Annotated in this window: 22 protein-coding genes and 1 riboswitch; of the genes, 6 read left to right on the plus strand and 16 right to left on the minus strand. The window is 70.0% G+C overall.

The window, feature by feature from the left end:
• Positions 1 to 9 precede the first annotated feature (9 nt).
• Positions 10 to 1,419, minus strand: coding sequence for an adenosylhomocysteinase (ahcY, locus tag CCZ27_RS21770; RefSeq protein ID WP_096451742.1), 1,410 nt, complete (start codon positions 1,417 to 1,419; stop codon positions 10 to 12).
• Between the two features lie 84 nt (positions 1,420 to 1,503).
• A riboswitch (S-adenosyl-L-homocysteine riboswitch) is annotated at positions 1,504 to 1,606 on the minus strand.
• Positions 1,607 to 1,840: 234 nt separating this feature from the next.
• Positions 1,841 to 3,004 (minus strand): methionine adenosyltransferase, encoded by a 1,164-nt coding sequence (metK, locus tag CCZ27_RS21775; RefSeq protein ID WP_096451744.1) that lies wholly within the window; start codon positions 3,002 to 3,004, stop codon positions 1,841 to 1,843.
• A gap of 257 nt (positions 3,005 to 3,261) precedes the next feature.
• On the opposite strand from metK, the gene CCZ27_RS21780 reads away from it, so the two are divergent.
• From CCZ27_RS21780 to CCZ27_RS21805, 6 genes are all read left to right on the plus strand, one after another.
• A complete protein-coding gene (locus tag CCZ27_RS21780; RefSeq protein ID WP_096451746.1) occupies positions 3,262 to 4,149 on the plus strand; it encodes a lysophospholipid acyltransferase family protein in 888 nt (295 codons plus the stop codon).
• On the plus strand, positions 4,146 to 5,015 hold the full coding sequence (locus CCZ27_RS21785; protein WP_096451748.1) for a lysophospholipid acyltransferase family protein: 870 nt from the start codon (positions 4,146 to 4,148) through the stop codon (positions 5,013 to 5,015). Before CCZ27_RS21780 ends, CCZ27_RS21785 begins: the two co-directional genes overlap by 4 nt.
• A 20-nt stretch (positions 5,016 to 5,035) precedes the next feature.
• On the plus strand, positions 5,036 to 5,869 hold the full coding sequence (gene dapF, locus CCZ27_RS21790; protein ID WP_096451750.1) for a diaminopimelate epimerase: 834 nt from the start codon (positions 5,036 to 5,038) through the stop codon (positions 5,867 to 5,869).
• Between the two features lie 71 nt (positions 5,870 to 5,940).
• On the plus strand, positions 5,941 to 6,588 hold the full coding sequence (locus tag CCZ27_RS21795) for a DUF484 family protein (RefSeq protein WP_096451752.1): 648 nt from the start codon (positions 5,941 to 5,943) through the stop codon (positions 6,586 to 6,588).
• A complete protein-coding gene (locus CCZ27_RS21800; protein ID WP_232516493.1) occupies positions 6,573 to 7,490 on the plus strand; it encodes a tyrosine recombinase XerC in 918 nt (305 codons plus the stop codon). Before CCZ27_RS21795 ends, CCZ27_RS21800 begins: the two co-directional genes overlap by 16 nt.
• A 206-nt stretch (positions 7,491 to 7,696) precedes the next feature.
• Positions 7,697 to 8,152 (plus strand): hypothetical protein, encoded by a 456-nt coding sequence (locus tag CCZ27_RS21805; RefSeq protein WP_096451754.1) that lies wholly within the window; start codon positions 7,697 to 7,699, stop codon positions 8,150 to 8,152.
• Between the two features lie 43 nt (positions 8,153 to 8,195).
• Here the strand turns inward: CCZ27_RS21805 and CCZ27_RS21810 are convergent, their stop codons facing one another.
• The 14 genes from CCZ27_RS21810 to CCZ27_RS21875 form a co-directional block, all read right to left on the minus strand.
• The gene (locus CCZ27_RS21810; RefSeq protein WP_096451756.1) at positions 8,196 to 8,549 is read right to left on the minus strand and encodes a hypothetical protein; all 354 of its coding nucleotides are present in this window, start codon (positions 8,547 to 8,549) and stop codon (positions 8,196 to 8,198) included.
• Positions 8,550 to 8,564: 15 nt separating this feature from the next.
• Positions 8,565 to 9,620, minus strand: coding sequence for a Holliday junction branch migration DNA helicase RuvB (gene ruvB / locus CCZ27_RS21815; protein WP_096451758.1), 1,056 nt, complete (start codon positions 9,618 to 9,620; stop codon positions 8,565 to 8,567).
• 9 nt (positions 9,621 to 9,629) lie between these two features.
• Positions 9,630 to 10,229, minus strand: a complete 600-nt coding sequence (ruvA, locus tag CCZ27_RS21820) for a Holliday junction branch migration protein RuvA (RefSeq protein WP_096451760.1) — start codon at positions 10,227 to 10,229, stop codon at positions 9,630 to 9,632.
• 105 nt (positions 10,230 to 10,334) lie between these two features.
• A complete protein-coding gene (locus tag CCZ27_RS21825) occupies positions 10,335 to 11,285 on the minus strand; it encodes a prenyltransferase (RefSeq protein ID WP_096451762.1) in 951 nt (316 codons plus the stop codon).
• On the minus strand, positions 11,282 to 12,736 hold the full coding sequence (rng, locus tag CCZ27_RS21830) for a ribonuclease G (protein WP_096451764.1): 1,455 nt from the start codon (positions 12,734 to 12,736) through the stop codon (positions 11,282 to 11,284). The genes CCZ27_RS21825 and rng overlap by 4 nt, the downstream gene beginning before the upstream one ends.
• 125 nt (positions 12,737 to 12,861) lie before the next feature.
• Positions 12,862 to 13,482 (minus strand): Maf family protein, encoded by a 621-nt coding sequence (locus CCZ27_RS21835; protein ID WP_096451766.1) that lies wholly within the window; start codon positions 13,480 to 13,482, stop codon positions 12,862 to 12,864.
• A gap of 96 nt (positions 13,483 to 13,578) precedes the next feature.
• Positions 13,579 to 14,049, minus strand: coding sequence for a 23S rRNA (pseudouridine(1915)-N(3))-methyltransferase RlmH (gene rlmH / locus CCZ27_RS21840; RefSeq protein WP_096451768.1), 471 nt, complete (start codon positions 14,047 to 14,049; stop codon positions 13,579 to 13,581).
• A 25-nt stretch (positions 14,050 to 14,074) separates the two neighbouring features.
• Entirely contained in the window at positions 14,075 to 14,422 is a 348-nt protein-coding gene (rsfS, locus tag CCZ27_RS21845; RefSeq protein WP_096451770.1) for a ribosome silencing factor, read from the minus strand.
• Between the two features lie 16 nt (positions 14,423 to 14,438).
• On the minus strand, positions 14,439 to 15,131 hold the full coding sequence (nadD, locus tag CCZ27_RS21850) for a nicotinate-nucleotide adenylyltransferase (protein WP_096451772.1): 693 nt from the start codon (positions 15,129 to 15,131) through the stop codon (positions 14,439 to 14,441).
• On the minus strand, positions 15,121 to 15,915 hold the full coding sequence (locus CCZ27_RS21855; RefSeq protein WP_096451774.1) for a BPSS1780 family membrane protein: 795 nt from the start codon (positions 15,913 to 15,915) through the stop codon (positions 15,121 to 15,123). The genes nadD and CCZ27_RS21855 overlap by 11 nt, the downstream gene beginning before the upstream one ends.
• A 39-nt stretch (positions 15,916 to 15,954) precedes the next feature.
• Positions 15,955 to 16,734 carry a BPSS1780 family membrane protein gene (locus CCZ27_RS21860; RefSeq protein ID WP_096451776.1) on the minus strand — a complete coding sequence of 260 codons (780 nt, stop codon included), beginning with the start codon at positions 16,732 to 16,734 and terminating at the stop codon, positions 15,955 to 15,957.
• A 143-nt stretch (positions 16,735 to 16,877) separates the two neighbouring features.
• Positions 16,878 to 17,831, minus strand: a complete 954-nt coding sequence (locus tag CCZ27_RS21865; protein WP_096451778.1) for a homoserine kinase — start codon at positions 17,829 to 17,831, stop codon at positions 16,878 to 16,880.
• A 40-nt stretch (positions 17,832 to 17,871) separates the two neighbouring features.
• Positions 17,872 to 18,420, minus strand: coding sequence for a DNA-deoxyinosine glycosylase (locus tag CCZ27_RS21870; protein ID WP_096452890.1), 549 nt, complete (start codon positions 18,418 to 18,420; stop codon positions 17,872 to 17,874).
• A gap of 44 nt (positions 18,421 to 18,464) precedes the next feature.
• The gene (locus CCZ27_RS21875) at positions 18,465 to 18,788 is read right to left on the minus strand and encodes a DUF2782 domain-containing protein (RefSeq protein ID WP_096451780.1); all 324 of its coding nucleotides are present in this window, start codon (positions 18,786 to 18,788) and stop codon (positions 18,465 to 18,467) included.
• Positions 18,789 to 18,804: the final 16 nt, after the last annotated feature.

Raw genomic sequence — 18,804 nt, forward strand, 5'->3', positions numbered from 1 at the left:
GGATGCCGCTCAGTAACGGTAGTGTTCCGACTTGTACGGGCCTTCGACCGGCACGCCGATGTAGGCGGCCTGCGCGGACGTCAGGACGGTGAGCTGGGCGTTGAGCTTCTTCAACTGCAGGCGCGCGACCTTTTCGTCGAGGTGCTTGGGCAGCGTGTAGACGCCCACCGGGTACCTGGCGGTGTGTTGGAACAGTTCGATCTGCGCGATCGTCTGGTTGGCGAAGGAACTGGACATCACGTAGCTCGGGTGGCCGGTGGCGCAGCCGAGGTTCACCAGGCGGCCCTTGGCGAGCAGGATGATCCGCTTGCCGTCGGGGAAGATGATGTGGTCGACCTGCGGCTTGATCTCTTCCCAGCGATACTGCTCGACCGACGCCACGTCGATCTCGTTGTCGAAGTGGCCGATGTTGCAGACGATGGCCTGGTCCTTCATCTTCGCCATGTGGTCGTGGGTGATCACGTGGTAGTTGCCGGTGGCGGTGACGAAGATGTCGGCCTTGTCGGCGGCGTAGTCCATGGTGACGACGCGGTAGCCTTCCATCGCCGCCTGCAGCGCGCAGATGGGGTCGACCTCGGTCACCCACACCTGGGCCGACAGCGCACGCAGCGCCTGCGCCGAGCCCTTGCCCACGTCGCCGTAGCCGCACACCAGCGCGATCTTGCCGGCCACCATGACGTCGGTGGCGCGCTTGATGCCGTCGACCAGCGATTCGCGGCAGCCGTAGAGATTGTCGAACTTGGACTTGGTGACCGAATCGTTGACGTTGATCGCCGGGAAGCGGAGCTCGCCGCGCGCGTGCATCTGGTACAGGCGGTGCACGCCGGTGGTGGTTTCCTCGGTGACGCCCTTGATGTGGGCGAGGCGGGTGGAGTACCAGGCGGGGTCCTGCGCCAGCCTGGCCTCGATGGCGGCGAAGAGGATCGTCTCCTCTTCCGAGCCGGGCCTGGCCAGCACCGACGCATCCTGTTCGGCGCGCGCGCCCAGGTGCAGCAGCAGCGTGGCGTCGCCGCCGTCGTCGAGGATCATGTTGCTGCAGCCGCCGTCCTTCCATTCGAAGATGCGGTGGGTGTAGTCCCAGTAGTCCTCGAGCGATTCGCCCTTGACGGCGAACACCGGGATGCCGTCCTTGGCGATTGCGGCGGCGGCGTGGTCCTGGGTCGAGAAGATGTTGCACGAGGCCCAGCGTACCTGGGCGCCGAGTGCGATCAGGGTTTCGATCAGCACCGCGGTCTGGATCGTCATGTGCAGCGAGCCGGTGATGCGGGCGCCCTTGAGGGGCTGGCTGGCGGCGTATTCCTCGCGGATCGCCATCAGGCCGGGCATCTCGGTCTCGGCGATGCGGATTTCCTTGCGGCCCCAGTCGGCAAGCGACAGGTCGGCGACTACGTGGTCGTTGAGATCAGCCACAGCGTTCATGTGAAGCTCCGTGCTATGGCCGGGAGGGAGGGGACGGCATCATGCTCACCCGACATCCCGAACCCGGCAGGGTTGAGGGTTGCGATCAGGTGAGCGCCGTTGGACATGCCCGCCGGGAGTGGCGGGTTCCGAGCCTGGGGGCCGACGCAGGGGATGCGGCCGGCGCCTTGCAGCGCTCCTCGGAAGAGGTGTGATTATAGCTTCGGGTCTGCCGTGGGTGTCGTACGGGTGGATGGCTGTCCGGCGGATGGGCGTCGTTCGGGCGCTGGCTGTCTGTGCGGGGGACCGCCGTCCGTGCCGGGCATTCCTTCCGGGGGCTGCGGAACTCGCCCTGCGGGCTCGGACAGTCCTCGCCCCCTCCAGGAATGCCCGGCACGGACGGCTGGCGTGGGCGCTGCGTTCGAGGCCGTGCCGGGCGGCCTTACAGCCCGGCGTCCGCGCGCAGCGCGGCGGCCTTGTCGGTCTGCTCCCAGGTGAATTCCGGCTCGTCGCGGCCGAAGTGGCCGTAGGCGGCGGTCTTGGAGTAGATCGGGCGCAGCAGGTCGAGCGTCTGGATGATGGCCTTCGGGCGCAGGTCGAAGTGGCGGCCGATGAGCTGGACGATTCTCTCGTCGGCGATCCTGCCGGTACCGAAAGTGTTGACCATCAGGCTCACCGGGCGCGCGACGCCGATCGCATAGGCGACCTGCACCTCGCACTTGTCGGCCAGGCCGGCGGCGACGATGTTCTTCGCCACGTAGCGGCCGGCATAGGCGGCCGAGCGGTCGACCTTGGACGGGTCCTTGCCGGAGAACGCGCCGCCGCCGTGGTGGGCCGCGCCGCCATAGGTGTCGACGATGATCTTGCGCCCGGTCAGGCCGCAGTCGCCGTGCGGGCCGCCGACGACGAAGCGTCCGGTCGGGTTCACCAGGTAGCGCACTTCGCCCTTCATCAGTTCGGGCGGCAGCACCGGCTTGATGATGGTCTCGATCACCGCCTCGTGGATCTGGGACTGCGACACGTCGGGGTCGTGCTGGGTGGACACCACCACGGTGTCGATCGCCGCGGGCTTGCCGTCGACGTACTTCACCGTGAGCTGGCTCTTGGCGTCGGGGCGCAGCCAGGGCAGGCGGCCGTCCTTCCGCACTTCGGCCTGGCGCTGCATGATGCGGTGCGCGTAGTAGATCGGCAGCGGCATCAGGGCGGCGGTTTCGTTGGTGGCGTAGCCGAACATCAGGCCCTGGTCGCCAGCGCCCTGATCGAGCGGGTCGTCGTTGGCCTGGTTGACGCCCTGGGCGATGTCGGGCGACTGGCGGTTGATCGCCGCCAGCACCGCGCAGCTCTTGTAGTCGAAGCCGATGTCGGAATTGTCGTAGCCGATGCGGCGGATGACTTCCTGCGCGATCTCGCGGTAGTTCGGGTGGGCGGTGGTGGTGATCTCGCCCGAGATCACGACGAGGCCGGTCGACACCAGCGTTTCGCAGGCGACGCGCGCCTTGGGGTCCTCGGTCAGGATGGCGTCGAGCACGCCGTCGGAAACCTGGTCGGCGACCTTGTCCGGATGGCCTTCGGAAACGGATTCGGAGGTGAAGAGAAAGGTGCTCAAGATGCTGCTCCAAAAAGGCGAAATCCCCGGTTCGCACTGGCCTTGCGTGACGGCCGGCTCCGGGGATGCTTTCGAGCAGCCGACGCTTTAGCAGAACTTGTTTTGGCGGAAGAGGCGTCATCCGGCCGATGCCGGTCGCTTCCGCTGGCCGCCCTGCAAGTTGTCGAGTTAACTCGGCGGCTAAGTCATAATTATACGAAGCCGCTTCCGGAGGTCAAACGCTCCGGCCCGCCGAGCGTGATTTCCTGCTGAGCGACGTGATCGTCCAATCCCTGTTCCGCCTCCTCGCCCGTCTTCCCTTGTCCTGGCTGCACCGCCTCGGTGGCTGGGCCGGCTGGATCACCTACGCGGCGTCGCCGACCTACCGCCGCCGCCTGCGGCAGAACCTGTTCAATGCGCTGGGGCGCGAGGACACGCGCCTGCTGCGTGCCGCGATCGCCGAGACCGGCCGGCAGTTCATCGAAATCGCATGGGTGTGGCTGCGTCCGGTGGACGCGGTCATGGAGAAGCTGCGGGTGGAGGGCTGGGAACTGGTCGAGGCCGCGCACCGCGAGGGTGCCGGGCTGCTGTTCGTCACGCCGCACCTGGGCTGCTTCGAGATCAATGCGCAGTACATCGCCACCCGCGAGCCGATCACCGTGCTCTACCGGCCGCCGCGCAAGTCGGTGCTGGCGCCGCTGATGGAAGCGGGGCGCTCGCGGCCGCAGTTGCGCGCCGCACCGGCCGACCTGTCCGGCGTGCGTCAACTGGTGAAGACGCTGCGCAACCGCGGGGCGGTGGGCATGCTGCCCGACCAGGTGCCGGGCGCGGGCGAAGGCGTGTGGGCGCCGTTCTTCGGCCGCCCGGCGTGGACGATGACGCTGGCCGCGCGCCTAGCCGAGGTGAAGGGCGTGCGCACGATCTACTGCTGGGTCGAGCGCCTGCCGCGCGGCGAGGGTTTCGTCATGCGCCTGTATCCGCCGACGCTGCCGCTGGAGGGGGATCTCGAGGCGCGCTGCGCCACCATCAACCGCGAGGTCGAGCGCCTGATCATGCTGCGCCCCGAGCAGTACCTGTGGGGCTACAACCGCTACAAGAAGCCGCGTTCGCCCCGGACCGGCGACAGCGGCGGCGCGGCGGACGGCGCGGGCGGAGACGGGCAGTGAGCCGTCTGGCGATCGGCCTGATCTGGCTGCTCCACTTCCTGCCGCTGCCGCTGCTCGCCGCCCTGGGCCGCGGCTTCGGCCTGCTGCTGTACCCGTTCGCGCGCTGGCGCCGGCATGTGGTGCAGACCAATCTGCGGCTGTGCTTTCCGGAACTGGACGAACCCGCGCGGCGGCGGCTGGCGCGGCGGCACTTCGCGCTGCTCGGCCGCAGCCTGTTCGAGCGCGGCCTGCTGTGGTGGGCGAGCGCCGCACGCCTGAAGGAGATCGTGCCCATCGAGGGGCTCGAGCACCTGCGCCGCGCGCAGGACGAGGGCCGCGCGGTGATCCTGCTGGCGCCGCATTTCCTCGGCCTGGACATGGCCGGCACCCGGATCACGCTGGAGATCGACGCGGTCAGCATCTATTCGCGGCAGCGCAACAAGGTGTTCGACCGCTGGCTGTACCATGGCCGCAGCCGCTTCGGCGACCAGTTGCTGCTGTCGCGCAGCGACGGCGTGCGCAGCACGGTGAAGGCGATGAAGTCGGGGCGCCCCTTCTACTACCTGCCCGATCTCGACTACGGCCGCAGGGAATCGATCTTCGTGCCCTTCTTCGGCATTCCGGCGGCGACCATCTCCGCCCTGCCGCGCCTCGCGCGCCTGGCCGACGCGGCGGTGCTGCCCTGCGTCGCGCGCCTGCAGCCGCGCGGCGGCTGCGTGCTGCAGATCGGCGCGCCGTGGGAGAATTTCCCCGGTGGCGACGTCGAAGGCGACGTGGCGCGCATGAACACCTGGCTCGAAGGCGTGATCCGCACCATGCCGGAGCAATACTACTGGGTGCATCGCCGCTTCAAGACGCGGCCGCGCGGCGAGCCGAAGTTCTACTGAAACCGTCTGGACCTCCTGCAATGAAACTGCGCTTCACCAAGATGCACGGCCTCGGCAACGACTTCGTCGTGATCGACGCCACCCGCGCTCCGGTCGAACTCACGCCCGAGCGTGTCGCCGCCATCGCCGACCGCCATTTCGGCGTCGGTTGCGACCAGTTGCTGGTGGTCGAGCCGGCGAGCACGCCGGGGGTGGATTTCCGCTATCGCATCTTCAATGCCGACGGCGGCGAGGTCGAGCAGTGCGGCAACGGCGCGCGCTGTTTCGTGCGCTTCGTCCACGACAAGCAGCTCACCGGCAAGCGCGAGATCCGCGTCGAGACGCGTTCCGGCATCATCGAGCCGCGCCTGCGCGACGACGGGCTGGTGACGGTGGACATGGGCGTGCCGGTGCTGAAGCCTGCGGACGTGCCCTTCGTGTCCGATTCCGACGCGGTGGTGCAGCCGCTGGAGGTGGGCGGCGACACGGTGGCGATCACCGCGGTGTCGATGGGCAACCCGCATGCGGTGCAGGTGGTGGCCGACGTCGACACCGCGCCGGTGGCGGCGCAGGGGGCGCTGATCGAACGCCATGCGCGCTTCCCCGCCCGTGTCAATGCCGGCTTCATGCAGGTGGTCGATGCCCGCCACATCCGGCTGCGCGTGTTCGAGCGCGGCGCGGGCGAGACGCTGGCCTGCGGCACGGGCGCCTGCGCGGCGGTGGTCGCCGGCATCCTGCGCGGCCTGCTGGAATCGCCGGTACGGGTCGACACGCGCGGCGGCACGCTCGAGATCGCCTGGGCCGGCGAGGGCTCGCCGGTGCTGATGACCGGCCCGGCCGTCACCGTGTTCGACGGCGAACTGGAACTCGCCTGATCGTTCGCCGACCCTTTCCGGACCTGATCCGACCTTGATCCGGGCCTGCTGCGCCCGGCTGGAGCTACCCGATGAATCCCGAAGACGTCGCCCGCTATCTGCGCGACAACCCCGATTTCCTCAACGAGCATGGCGAGCTGTTCACCCGCCTCACCGTTCCGCATCCGCGCCACGGCGGGCAGGCGATCTCGCTCGCCGAGCGCCAGTTGCACGCCTTGCGCGACAAGATCGGCCTGCTCGAGCAGAAATTGTCCGAGCTGATCCGTTTCGGCGAAGAGAACGACGACATCAGCGAGAAGGTGCATCGCCTGGCGGTGGCGCTGCTGGAGGCGCACAGCCTCGACGGCGTGCGCCACGCGGTGTTCTCCAGCCTGCAGGAGGATTTCTCGGTGCCGCACGTCGCGCTGCGCACATGGCTCGAGGAGGCGGCCGAGGGCGGGCCCGCGCCGGTGGGCGAGGCGGTGCGCCGCCATGTGGAAGGGCTGCGCCATGCGTATTGCGGCGTGCCGGACAACATCGAGGTGCTGGGCTGGTTCGGCGAGGCTGCACCGCACGTGCGCTCGATGGCCATGATCCCGCTGAATCACGGCGGCGAGCCGGTCGGCGTGCTGGCGCTGGGCAGCGCCGAGACCGAGCGCTTCTACCCGGAAATGGGCACGCTCTATCTGGGACGCATCGGCGACCTCGTCGCCGCCGCACTGGCGTGCACGAGCGCCTGACACCCGCCGCCGGGGCTGCGGCCCTGCCGGCGGCGGGCGAGGACTGGCTCGCTTGGCTGGCGTCGCAGCGCCGCGCCGCCGGTCTCACCCTGGCGGCCTACCGCAAGGACCTGGCCGCGCTGCACCGGCTCGCCGACGGCCGCGACCCGGCCTCGCTCGCGCCCCACGACATCCGCCGTTTCGTCGGCCGGCTCCACGCCCAGGGGCTGTCCGGGCGCTCCATCGCGCGCTGCCTGTCCGCCTGGCGCAGCTTCTACCGCTGGCTGATCCGCCATCGCGGGCTGCCCGCCAATCCGGTGGAAGGCATCCGCGCGCCGAAATCGCCGACACGGCTGCCCCGCGTGCTGTCGCCGGACCAGGCCCAGGCGCTGCTCGACCCGGCGCCCGAAAGCCTGCTCGACATCCGCGACGCGGCGATGTTCGAGCTGTTCTATTCGTCCGGCCTGCGGCTGGCCGAACTGGCCGCGCTGGACGTGGGCGGGGGGCTCGACCCCGCCGAAGGCATGGTCACCGTCACCGGCAAGCGCAGCCGCAGCCGCAGCGTCCCGGTGGGCGAAAAGGCGTGGGCCGCCCTGCGCGCATGGTCGGCGGTGCGCGGGCAACTGCCCTGCGCCGCGGAACCGGCGCTCTTCGTCACCCGCAACGGACGGCGCATGAGCCCGGGCGCCATCCGCAGCCGGCTCGCGCGGCGCGCCGGCGCACTGGGCCTGGGAGTGCATGTCCATCCGCACATGCTGCGCCACAGCTTTGCAAGCCATCTGCTGCAATCCAGCGGCGATCTGCGCGCGGTGCAGGAACTGCTCGGCCACGCCAGCATCCGCAGCACGCAGGTCTACACCCACCTCGATTTCCAGCATCTTGCGAAGGTCTATGACGCCGCGCATCCACGGGCCAAGAAATAGCACCCACTTTGGGCATTCGTTATCAGGGGCAAGCGGCCGGCTTCGGCTATCCTCGGGACCGAAGATCAGTAGTTCATCGAAACCTAATAACAGGCTCGATTCACGTTCGGTTGCGTCCGAGAGCGCCGTTCAGAACCGTCAAGGCCGTCATGCCCAGCAGACCCGAAAAGAAACCCCTATCGCCTCCGCAGTCTGAGGCTGACGCAGTGTGCGTCGCCGAAACTTCACCCACGCGCCTCCTGAAACCGGTCGCGCTGTTGCTTGCGCGCCACGAGATCCGCAACCTCAAGCGCTGGTTCGAAGAGTTCGACCGCGACATCCTGCTGCCCATCCTGCTCGGCGAGATCGCCCTGCACAACATCGGCGCGCTCGAGAACGGAGCGGACGGCGCGGCGTCGGGCGAGCGGAGCGAGGGCGAGGAAGGCTGCCTGTTGCGTCCATGCAACGCCTATTCCATCGCTGCCGCGACCGGCCTGCCGCGCGAAACCGTGCGCCGCAAGATCGCGCGCCTGATCGAGCTGGGCTGGATTAGCCGCCGCGAGAACGGCCACCTCTACGTGACCCGCGAGGCCCTGGCGCATTTCGGCTCGATGCTCACCTCGCGGCAACTGGCCGAGGTCATCGAGACGGCCGACCGGGCGCGGCGCCTGATGAGCGAGTGAGACGCGGCGGCCCCGCCCGTGCGGATGCGGCGGCCGGCGCCGCTCACGGCCGCCGCGAGGCGGGTGGGCGGTAGTCGGGGTTCGCGACCGGTTCGGCCGTCACCAGCGCCACGGCCAGCAGCGCCAGGGCCAGCAACAGCAGCATGAAGTGGCGGCGTTGCGTGGCAGGGCCGGGCAGGCGGCGGCGTTCTCCGTAGTAGAAGTGGCGCAGGTAGCTTGCGCCCGCGGCGGCGATGGCGAGCAGCGCGGCACCCAGCAGGCGCGCCGCGGCGGCGTCGAACTGCCGGCCGGTCGCGGGGTTCCAGCGGTCGGGCATGAAGAAGGCGGGCGCCTGCATCAGCAGGTACAGCCCGCCCAGCAGGCACAGCATGAACATCAGCACCTGCAGGGTGCGCATGCGAAAGCGATGCCGTCAGGCGAACAGGCCGTCGCCGCCGGCGCGCGGCGGCGCGAGGCCGAAGTGCTGCCAGATCGAATGCGTGGCCATGCGGCCGCGCGGAGTGCGCTGCAGGTAGCCCTGCTGGATCAGGTAGGGCTCGATGACGTCTTCGATGGTATCGGTGGATTCGCCGATCGCCGCGGCGAGGTTGTCCAGCCCGACCGGGCCGCCGCCGAACTTTTCCAGCATCGCGCCGAGCAGCTTGCGGTCCATCAGGTCCAGCCCCAGCACGTCGACGTCGAGCATCTGCAGCGCCGCATCGGCCACGCCGCTGCTGATGTGGCCGCCGGCCTTCACCTCCGCGTAGTCGCGCACGCGGCGCAGCAGGCGGTTGGCGATGCGCGGCGTGCCGCGGGCGCGGCGCGCGATCTCCAGCGCGCCGGCATCGTCGATGGCGACGTTGAGCAGCCGCGCCGAGCGGCCGACGATGAAGGCGAGTTCCTCCGCGGTGTAGAATTCCAGCCGCGACACGATGCCGAAGCGGTCGCGCAGCGGATTGGTCAGCATGCCAGCGCGGGTGGTGGCGCCGACCAGCGTGAAGGGTGGCAGGTCGAGCTTCACCGAGCGCGCGGCCGGCCCCTCGCCGATCATGATGTCGATCTGGAAGTCTTCCAGCGCCGGGTAGAGGATCTCCTCCACCACCGGCGACAGGCGGTGGATCTCGTCGATGAACAGCACGTCGTGCGGTTCGAGGTTGGTCAGCAGCGCGGCGAGGTCGCCGGCGCGTTCCAGCACCGGGCCGGAGGTCTGGCGCAGATTCACCCCCATCTCGGCGGCGACGATGTGGGCCAGCGTGGTCTTGCCCAGGCCGGGCGGGCCGAACAGCAGCACGTGGTCGAGCGCCTCGCCGCGTCGCCGCGCCGCCGAGATGAAGATCTCGAGCTGTTCGCGGATCTTGGCCTGGCCGACGTATTCGGCCAGGCGCTTGGGCCGCAGCGCGCGCTCGACGGCGTCTTCCTGGCGGTCGGCGGGTTGCGCGGAGATCAGGCGCTCGGGCGTGCCGGCGCGCAGCTTGTCGGTCTCGATCATGGCGGCAGTTTAGCCCTTGGACAGCAGCCTGAGCGCCTGGCGGATGCCTTCGGACACGCCCGCATCCTCGGCCAGTCCCTTCATCGCCCCCAGCGCCTCGCGCTCGTTGTAGCCCAGCGCCAGCAGCGCATTCAGGATGTCGCTCTTCGAATCCGGGGGGGCGCCCGGCGCGGTGGCGAGGCGGGCGCCGGACACGCCGGGCAGCGCCTTGCCGAGCTTGTCGCGCAGTTCCAGCAGCAGGCGCTCGGCGGTCTTCTTGCCGATGCCGGGGATCTTCACCAGGCGGCCGGCTTCCTGCAGTGCCACCGCCTGCGCGAGATCGTTCACCGACAGCCCGGACAGCACCGCCAGCGCCATGCGCGCGCCGACTCCCGACACCTTCAGCAACTGGCGGAAGGTCGCGCGTTCTTCTTCGGTGGCGAAGCCGAACAGGAAGTGGCCGTCCTCGCGCACGACGAAGTGGGTGTGCAGGCTCAGTTGCGCACCCGCCGCCGGCAGGCCGTAGAAGGTGCTCATCGGCACGTCGAGTTCGTAGCCGACGCCATGCACGTCGATGAGGATCTGCGGCGGGTTCTTTTCCAGCAGGGTGCCGGTGAGGCGTCCGATCATGATGTTCCGGGGCAAGGGGCCTGCGCGGAGTCTACCAGCGCCGGCCGCCTGCCATGCGCGGAAAGTGAATCTTTGTACAGCACCGCGGCCGCGGCGCCTGCGACCTCAGCGGCCCCACGCCAGGGTGGCGGCGAGGATCAGGCCGTGCAGGTTCGTGGCGAGGATGGTGCGCTTGATCGCCGGGGCCAGCGCCTGCGGCTGCGAGGCGTGGTGCAGCAGTTCGCGCGCGGCGGAGAACGACAGCACCAGCGTCATCGCCGCCGCCGCGGCCTGCTGCGGCAGGCGCCCGGTGGCGACCATGGACACCAGCCAGCCGTAGGCGACGATGGCGATCAGCAGGTAGCCCCATTTGGCCGCCTGCGGGCCGAGCCGTACCACCAGCGTGCGCTTGGCCGCGGCGGCGTCGCCGTCGTGGTCGGGGAATCCGTTGATGAACAGCAGGTTCGCCACCAGCAGCGCGTAGGACAGGCCGGCCGCCAGCGGCAGCGGCGAAAAGCCCTTGCGCTGCACGTAGTCGCTGCCGGCCACCACCAGCAGCCAGCCGGCCGCGATCGCCAGTTCGCCCAGCCCGCGGCTCATCAGCGCCAGCGGCGGCGCGGAATAGGCCCAGCCGATGACGAGGCCGGCGGCGCCGATGGCCAGCAGGCCGGCGCCCGACTGCCAGGCCAGCCACAGGCCGGCCGGAACCACCGCGCCGAGCAGCGCATGGCCGTAGCGGCCGGTGGCGCGCTCGCTCAGTACGCCGTTCTGGATGAAGCGGCTGCCGCCGGTGAAGGGGAAGATGCGTCCCGTGTTCGCCGCATCGGCGCCGCTGCGGGCGTCGTGATAGTCGTTGATGACGTTGATGCCGGCATGGGCGACGAGGGCGAACAGCACGGTGCACAAGGCCGTCGCCGCATCGATCGGCACGCCGTCGCGGTAGGCGCATGCCAGCCCGATCAGGCAGCCGACCAGCGTCACCGACAGGAAGGCCGGGCGGGTCGCGGCGAAGTGGCGCGACAGGCCGTTGGCGTAGCGCCCGGCGCCGGGCTCGGGCGGACGTGCGGTATCGCTCACAGCAGCACGATGTCGAACTGTTCCTGGGTGTAGCTGGCTTCGGCGTGCAGCGAGATCTTCTTGTCGATGAAATCGGACAGCATCGCCAGCGACTGGCTCTCCTCGTCGAGGAAGAGGTCGATGACGTCGGGCGCGGCGAGCACGCGGAACTCCCTGGCGTTGAACTGGCGCGCCTCGCGCAGCAGTTCGCGCAGGATCTCGTAGGCCACGGTGCGTGCGGTCTTCACCTCGCCGCGGCCGCCGCAGGTCGGGCAGGGTTCGCACAGCAGGTGGGCGAGCGATTCGCGCGTGCGCTTGCGGGTCATCTCCACCAGTCCGAGCGCGGTGAAGCCGTTGATGCTCATCTTGGTGTGGTCGCGCGCCAGCGCCTTGCGGAATTCGTCGAGCACCATTTCGCGGTGCTCGACGTTCTCCATGTCGATGAAGTCGATGATGATGATGCCGCCCAGGTTGCGCAGCCGCAGTTGGCGCGCGATCGCCTGGGTGGCTTCGAGGTTGGTCTTGAAGATGGTGTCGTCGAAGTTGCGCGCGCCGACGAAGCCGCCGGTATTCACGTCGACGGTGGTCATCGCCTCGGTCTGGTCGATGATCAGGTAGCCGCCGGACTTGAGGTCCACCCGGCGCGCCAGCGCCCGCTGGATCTCCTCCTCGACGTTGTAGAGGTCGAACAGCGGGCGGTCGCCGCTGTAGTGCTCGAGCAGCGGCAGCACCGTGGGCGTGTATTCGGCGGCGAAGGCGCTGAGCTTCTGGAAGTTCTCTCGTGAATCGATGCGGATGCGGCTGGTGTCGTCGGTGACGAGGTCGCGCAGCGTGCGCTGGCCCAGGCCCAGGTCCTCGTGCAGCACCTTGGGCGGAAAGGCGCCGGTGGTGCTGTTGCCGATCTCGCCCCACAGCTTGCGCAGGTAGGCGATGTCGGCGGCCAGTTCGTCGTCGGACGCGGATTCGGCCATCGTGCGCACGATGAAGCCGCCCGGCTCGTCGGACGGCACCAGGCGGGTGAGCCGCGCGCGCAGCGCCTCGCGTTCGGCTTCGTCCTCGATGCGCTGCGAGATGCCGATGTGCTTTTCCTGCGGGAGATACACGAGCAGCCGGCCGGCGATGCTGATCTGCGTCGACAGGCGCGCGCCCTTGGTGCCGATCGGGTCCTTGAGCACCTGCACCATCAGGTTCTGTCCCTCGGCCAGGATCCTCTCGATCGGGCGCGCGCCCTCGCCGTTCTGGCGGTCGCTCCAGATGTCGGCCACGTGCAGGAAGGCGGTGCGCTCGAGGCCGATGTCGATGAAGGCCGACTGCATGCCCGGCAGTACCCGCACCACCTTGCCGAGATAGATGTTGCCCACGATGCCGCGGCTGGCGGTGCGTTCGACGTGCAGTTCCTGCACGACGCCCTGCTCGACGATCGCCACCCGCGTTTCCTGCGGCGTGCAGTTGATGAGGAATTCGATGCTCATGGTGCGCTGGGACAATGGGAAATGCGCAATGGCGCGTGGTGCGTGCGCCATTGCGCATGGCTCATCGCGAGCGCGGCCGCCGCATGGCGGCCCGGCGCGGGCGGCGTCGCCGGCGCCGCGCGAGGCTACAGAGGATAGCCGAAGGCGTCGAGCAATTGCGCGGTTTCGAACAGCGGCAGGCCCATGATCCCGGAGTAGCTGCCGCGGATCTCCTCGACGAAGATCGCCGCATGCCCCTGGATGCCGTAGGCGCCGGCCTTGTCCAGCGGTTCGCCGGTGGCGATGTAGTGCCGGATGTCGTGGTCGGTGAGCGCGCGGAAGCGCACGTCGCTCACCGACAGGCGGCTGCGGGTGCGTTCGCCGTCGCTCATCGCCACCGCCGTCAGCACCCGGTGGCTGCGTCCTGACAGGCGGTGCAGGATGGCATGGGCGTCGCCCGCATCGACCGGCTTGCCGATGATCTCGCCGTCCACCTCCAGCGTGGTGTCGGCCGACAGCACCGGCTGGCGCACCAGCTTGCGCCACAGCACGCGGCGCATGCCGGCCTGCGCCTTGGTCAGGGCGACGCGCTCGACGTAGCGCTCGACGCCCTCGTCGGGCAGCGGCGTTTCATCGACGTCCGCGTCGTAGCCGCGCTCGCCGGCGCGAAAGGTGAGGACGTCGAAATGCACGCCGATCTGCCGCAGCAGTTCGCGGCGGCGCGGGCTCTTGGAGGCGAGGTAGATGCGCGAAGGGTTCATCTGCATGAGTCGTTGCTGACAGGACCGGCAACGGGTCGGAAAGGCCGGCGGCTGCGGCATTCTACGCGTATTCGGGTACGCGCGATGCCGTCGGCCCGGGCGCTACTCGCGGTGGTAGGGGTGGTTGCGCAGCACGGTCCAGGCGCGGTACAGCGCCTCGGCCAGCAGGGGCCGCACCAGCGCGTGCGGCAGCGTCAGGCTGGACAGGCGGATGGCCTCCTGCGCGCCGGCCTTGAAGGCGGGCGACAGGCCGTCCGGTCCGCCGACGACGAGCGCCACGTCCTGCCCCTCGCCCTGCCAGGCTTCGAGCCGGCGTGCCAGGGCCGCGGTGGTGAGGTCGGCGCCGCGCTCGTCCAGGATCACGCGGCGGCAGCGCGGCGGCAGCGCCGCCTCGATGCGCGCGGCCTCGGCCGCCATCATCGCCTCGACCGTCTTGCCGCCGGTGCGCGGTTCGGCCTTCACCTCGATCAACTGCAGGGGCAGTTCGCGCGGCATGCGGCGGGCGAACTCGTCGAAGCCCGCCTCCACCCACGACGGCATGCGATGGCCGACGGCGACGACGAAAAGCTTCATGCGCGGCGGCGCGGTGGGCGCGCGCTCAGGCCGCGTTGCGCCGGCTGGCCGGCGTGGTGGACCACAGTTCCTCGAGCCTGTAATAGGCGCGCACCGCCGGCTGCATGACATGCACCACGATGTTGCCGAGGTCCACCAGCACCCACTCGCCGCTGTCCTCGCCTTCGATGCTGACCACCTCGCCGCCGGCTTCCTTGACCTTGTCGATGACGTTGCGCGCCAGTGCCCGCGTCTGCCGGCTGGATTCGGCGCTGGCGACGACGATGCTGTCGAACAGCGCGGTGACCCTGGTGGTGTCGATGGCTTCGATGTCGCGCGCCTTGATGTCTTCGAGGGCGGAGATGACGATTTGCTGCAGCGTGGGTGTATCCATGGAGTGTCTGGTCGGGTCAGCGGTAGAGGTCGTGCAAGTCAATATAGTCGAGAACCGTGTCAGGCAGCAGATAGCGCGCGCTGTGGCTGCCGCGCAGCAGGTCGCGGATCAGCGAGGCGGAGATCGCCAGCGGCGTCATGTCGAACGGCACCACCCGGCCGGCGGGCTGGTGGCGCAGCGCCGCGGGGTCGTTCGTCATGCGGCCGCGGCAGGCCGCGTCCAGTTCGGGCGACAGCACCGCCGGCCAGCGCCGGCCGTGCGGCGCGTAGCCCGGCCGGTTGGCCACGGCGATGTGGGCGAGTTCGAAGAGTTCGGTCCAGCGGTGCCAACTCGGCAGGCCCTGGAAGGCATCGGCGCCGAGGATCAGCACCAGCGGGCGCTGCCCGCCCAGTTCGGTGCGCAGCCGCTCCAGCGTCAGCACGGTGTAGCTCTTCTGCGCCGCGCGCACCTCGCCGTCATCGACTTCCAGTCCGGGGTTGCCGGCGACCGCCAGATGCGTCATCGCCAGGCGGTCGTCGGCGGTGGAGCCGGGGAGGCCGCGGTGGGGCGGCAGGCCGGCCGGGATCAGGCGCACCCGTTCCAGGCCCAGGGCCTCGCGCGCTTCCTCGGCGAGCCGCAGATGGCCGAGGTGGATGGGGTCGAAGGTGCCGCCGAGCAAGCCCAGCGGGCCGGGGCCGCTCCCGGCGCCGGCCTGGCGCTCAGTCGGCATCGCGCGGTTCGTCGTCGCGCGGTCCGTCGGCCGGCGGCAGGGCGGGAGGCGCCTCGCCCGGCAGGCCGAACACGTCGCGCGCATTGACGTAGAAGCTGGCGAACACCACCGGCACCGTCACCAGCGGCAGCGGCACCGACAGCAGGGTGGCCAGCGTCGGCGAGATCATCGCGATCACGCCGATCACCAGGCCCGGCACCAGCACGCCGAACAGCGCCAGCGCGATCGCATATGCAAGGAAGGGGCGCCAGTTGCGCAGGCAGGCGTGGAAGCTGAAGAACAGCGCCTTCGCCGCCGGCATCTTCCACCAGCCGGCCAGCAGCGGCGCGAACCAGTAGGCCATCATGACCGGCGTCGACAGCCCCAGGGCGACGATGAGGGCGAGCGTCAGCGCGGGGTCGGCCGCGGCGGTCTCGTCGATCTTGCCGTCGGTCATCACCCGCATCAGGGTGCCGCCGTCGGCCAGCGTGGTGAGGAACAGAACGGCGAAGTTCGCCACCAGGTAGAGGCCGCCGATCTTGATCAATTCCGGCAGGTTGGCCTTGAAGCCCGAGAACAGCACATCGGGCCCGACCTTGCGGCCGGTGTCGACCGCGCGGCAGGCATTGAGCACGCCGAGCGACAGCACCGGCATCAGCAGCGAGACGATCGCCCGGCCGACGAAGGGGAAAAGGCTGACGACGAGCAGTACCAGCAGGCAGCCGAAGGCGGCGAAGGTGAGCAGGGCGGGGTTGCGCAGCCACAGCGCGAGGCCCTCGCGCAGCCAGGCCCAGCCGCGCTGCATGGGGAGTCGGTTTGCTTGCATTGGATCGATTCGGAAGGGCTAGGCGGCGGGCGGCGGCGCGTCGTCCCGTGCCGGGGCGGGCAGGGCGGGGCGCGCATGGAAGGTGTCCTGCCAGGCTTCGAGCAGGGCGCCGGCGAGCACCGGCACCAGCACCAGCATGCCGAGGCCGGCCGGCAGCATCGCCACCCAGACGAGCACGTAGAGCATGGCCGCCAGCACGACGAAGGTCAGCAGGTTGTGGAAACATGCCTGGACGGACAGCTTCATCGCCTCGAGCGGGGCGACGTCGTGCAGCATGACCAGGGCCGGTGCGAACCACAGCGCCATCATCAGCAGCGCCCACAGCACGGTGAACACGAGCACGCCGAACATCACGCCGCCGGCGGCCACGCCCATGCCGGCGAAGGCGCCGACCAGCATGCCGGTGAGCATCGCGCTGCCGCCGATGGCGGCGGCGATCAACGCCGCGAGCAGGGTGCCCAGCAGATGGAAGCCGCCCACCAGCAGGAGGTTGCCGGCGTGGCGGCGCAGGCCGTCGAAGAGATGGTCGACGCGCAGCGCCTCGCCGCGTTCGAGCGCCTGCGCCCCCGACAGCATGCCGGCGGTCAGCACCGGCAGGGCCACCGGCGTGACCGCCCAGCCGATGAAGGGCACGAAGCCCAGCGCGGCCAGGATGACGATGAAGATGACCGACTGCACGAGCCACACGCCCGGGTTCTTCATGAACAGTTGCCAGCCGGTGGCGAGCCACTGCAGCGCCTGCGTCGGTGTCACGGTGCCGGGCAGTGGATGGTTGTGCGGATGGGGGCGTCGGGTCATCGGAAAGGGCGGGTGGCGGGCGGGCCAGGAAAGTGGTGTGGCGGGACGGATCGGCGGCGGGGGCCGCGCAGCGGTCCGGGGCAGGGTCTGCGGGCGATGCTAGCCCATGGGCGGGGCGAGTTCAAAGCGCGGGCGATCATTCATCATGGCAGCGGCGGAACGCCCGCCGCGCGCAGGCGCAGGATGTCGCGGTATTCATCGGGATTCTTCACCAGCACCATTTCGCCGGGGCGCGGCAGGTGGAAGTCGGCGGCGCGCGACATCCAGAAGCGGAACGCGGCGGCGCGCAGCATCGCCGGCCAGGCGGCGCGCTCTGCGTCGGTGAAGGGGCGTTCGGCATGATAAGCCTCGAGCAGCGCGGCGCAGCGTGCCGCGTCCAGCGTGCCGTCGGGCGCGGCGCACCAGTCGTTCACCGTGACGGCGACATCGAACAGCAGCGCATCGTAGCCGGCGAAGTAGAAGTCGATCACCCCGCCGACGTGCGCATCGCCGGTATCGTCGACGTCCCACAGCACGTTGTCGCGGAACAGGTCGGCGTGGATCGCGCCCGCAGGCAGCGCGGCGGTGTCGACGCTGGCCTGGAAGGCCACCTCCGCATCGAGCAGCGCCTGCTCGCCGGCCGGCAGGAAGCTGCGCACCGCCTGCGCGGTGGCTGCGCGCCAGGCCGCGCCGCGCGGGTTCTCCTGGCGCCGGCCGTAGGACTGGCCCGCCAGATGCAGGCCGGCCAGCATCGCGCCGATCCTGGCGCAGTGCGTCGTGCCGGGGGACATGATGGAGTCGCCCGACAGGCGCACCACCAGCACCGCCGGCCTGTCCTGCAGCGTGCCGAGGTATTCGTTGTCGCGGTTGGCGATCGGTGCCGGCACCGGCAGCCCGTGGCGCGCCAGGTGCGCCATCAGGTGCAGGTAATAGGGCAGTTCGGCGCGCGGGGTGTCCTCGAACAGCGTCAGCACGTAGCGGCCGAGCGTGGTGGTGACGAAGAAGTTGCTGTTCTGCACTCCGGCCGAGATGCCCTTCAGTTCGACGAGCCGGCCGATCGCATAGTGCGTGAGCCAGTCGGCGAGGACGGATTCGGGGACGGGGGTGAAGACGGACATGGCTCGCGGGTCGGTGGATGGGAGGGATGCAGGTCCCGGCTCAGGCGGCGCCCGCGCATGCCGCCGCGTGCCGCGGGGCGGCGCCCAGCGCCTCGCGCACCGCCTGCCAGGCGGCGAGCTTGGCGGCGAAGTCGCGCGCCGCATGCGCCGGGCTGGTCGAGGGCAGGCGGGCGAACGCCGGTGGCCGCGACCCGGCCGGCAGCCGTACGTGGCGGCGGAAGGCCGTTTCCGCCGCGGTGCCGTTGAAGAACACGTGGCCGATCCGCGGGCAGGCGGCGAACAGGCCGGCGAAATCGTTGGGCTCGACGCTGCCGCGGTCGATCGCGCTGTCCAGGCTGCCGGGCCGGCGGCAGCGCGCGATCACGTCCCACAGCGCAATGCCCGCCGCATTGAGCCGGGCCAGGCGCTCGTCATAGGGCAGATCGGGCCCGGCACCGAACAGCCTGCCCATGATGGGCCAGAAGGCGTTGCGCGGATGGGCGTAGTACTGCGTTGCGGCCAGCGAGGCTTCGCCGGGCATGCTGCCGAGGATCAGCACGCGCGCATCGGCGCGGAACGCCGGCGGAAAGCTGCGGACCTCCGGAATCATTGCGGTTGCGGACGTGGCGGGCGCTGCGTCCGCCGCCGTCATGCCTACCAGGATTTGATCACCCACATCGGCACCGCCAGCGTCGGCGCCGTGTCGTCGCGCACCATCTGGCCGGTGCCTTCCTTGTCGATCAGGTAGTAGGGGACGCCGTGCGGCGGCGTCACCTTGACCATGTAGAGCCTGCCGCGGATGCGGTACTCCTGCACGGTGTCCTCGCCGCGCCTGACGATGGTCACCTGAGGTTCCTCGATGTCGGTCATGCCGGGCGGCGGAGGGGGCGGTTCGGGAATGGGTTCGAGCGCGGGACGCTGCTGGGCGAAGGCCGGCAGGGCGGCGGCGAGCAGCAGGGCGGTCAGGGTACGGCGCATTGTGTGTGTTCTCCTC

Origin of the sequence: Thauera sp. K11 (assembly GCF_002354895.1) — a bacterium.
Lineage (GTDB): Bacteria > Pseudomonadota > Gammaproteobacteria > Burkholderiales > Rhodocyclaceae > Thauera > Thauera sinica.

Bases quoted from the DNA above. Each gene is read 5' to 3' on its own strand.
- nadD (WP_096451772.1), bottom strand. From the start codon at position 15,131: ATGCCGACTGAGCGCCAGGCCGGCGCCGGGAGCGGCCCCGGCCCGCTG.
- ruvB (WP_096451758.1), bottom strand. From the start codon at position 9,620: ATGATCGAGACCGACAAGCTGCGCGCCGGCACGCCCGAGCGCCTGATC.
- dapF (WP_096451750.1), top strand. From the start codon at position 5,036: ATGAAACTGCGCTTCACCAAGATGCACGGCCTCGGCAACGACTTCGTC.
- CCZ27_RS21875 (WP_096451780.1), bottom strand. From the start codon at position 18,788: ATGCGCCGTACCCTGACCGCCCTGCTGCTCGCCGCCGCCCTGCCGGCC.
- rlmH (WP_096451768.1), bottom strand. From the start codon at position 14,049: ATGAAGCTTTTCGTCGTCGCCGTCGGCCATCGCATGCCGTCGTGGGTG.
- rng (WP_096451764.1), bottom strand. From the start codon at position 12,736: ATGAGCATCGAATTCCTCATCAACTGCACGCCGCAGGAAACGCGGGTG.
- CCZ27_RS21860 (WP_096451776.1), bottom strand. From the start codon at position 16,734: ATGACCCGACGCCCCCATCCGCACAACCATCCACTGCCCGGCACCGTG.
- rsfS (WP_096451770.1), bottom strand. From the start codon at position 14,422: ATGGATACACCCACGCTGCAGCAAATCGTCATCTCCGCCCTCGAAGAC.
- CCZ27_RS21855 (WP_096451774.1), bottom strand. From the start codon at position 15,915: ATGCAGCGCGGCTGGGCCTGGCTGCGCGAGGGCCTCGCGCTGTGGCTG.
- ahcY (WP_096451742.1), bottom strand. From the start codon at position 1,419: ATGAACGCTGTGGCTGATCTCAACGACCACGTAGTCGCCGACCTGTCG.
- CCZ27_RS21810 (WP_096451756.1), bottom strand. From the start codon at position 8,549: ATGCGCACCCTGCAGGTGCTGATGTTCATGCTGTGCCTGCTGGGCGGG.
- CCZ27_RS21835 (WP_096451766.1), bottom strand. From the start codon at position 13,482: ATGCAGATGAACCCTTCGCGCATCTACCTCGCCTCCAAGAGCCCGCGC.
- ruvA (WP_096451760.1), bottom strand. From the start codon at position 10,229: ATGATCGGACGCCTCACCGGCACCCTGCTGGAAAAGAACCCGCCGCAG.
- CCZ27_RS21795 (WP_096451752.1), top strand. From the start codon at position 5,941: ATGAATCCCGAAGACGTCGCCCGCTATCTGCGCGACAACCCCGATTTC.
- CCZ27_RS21870 (WP_096452890.1), bottom strand. From the start codon at position 18,420: ATGATTCCGGAGGTCCGCAGCTTTCCGCCGGCGTTCCGCGCCGATGCG.
- CCZ27_RS21865 (WP_096451778.1), bottom strand. From the start codon at position 17,831: ATGTCCGTCTTCACCCCCGTCCCCGAATCCGTCCTCGCCGACTGGCTC.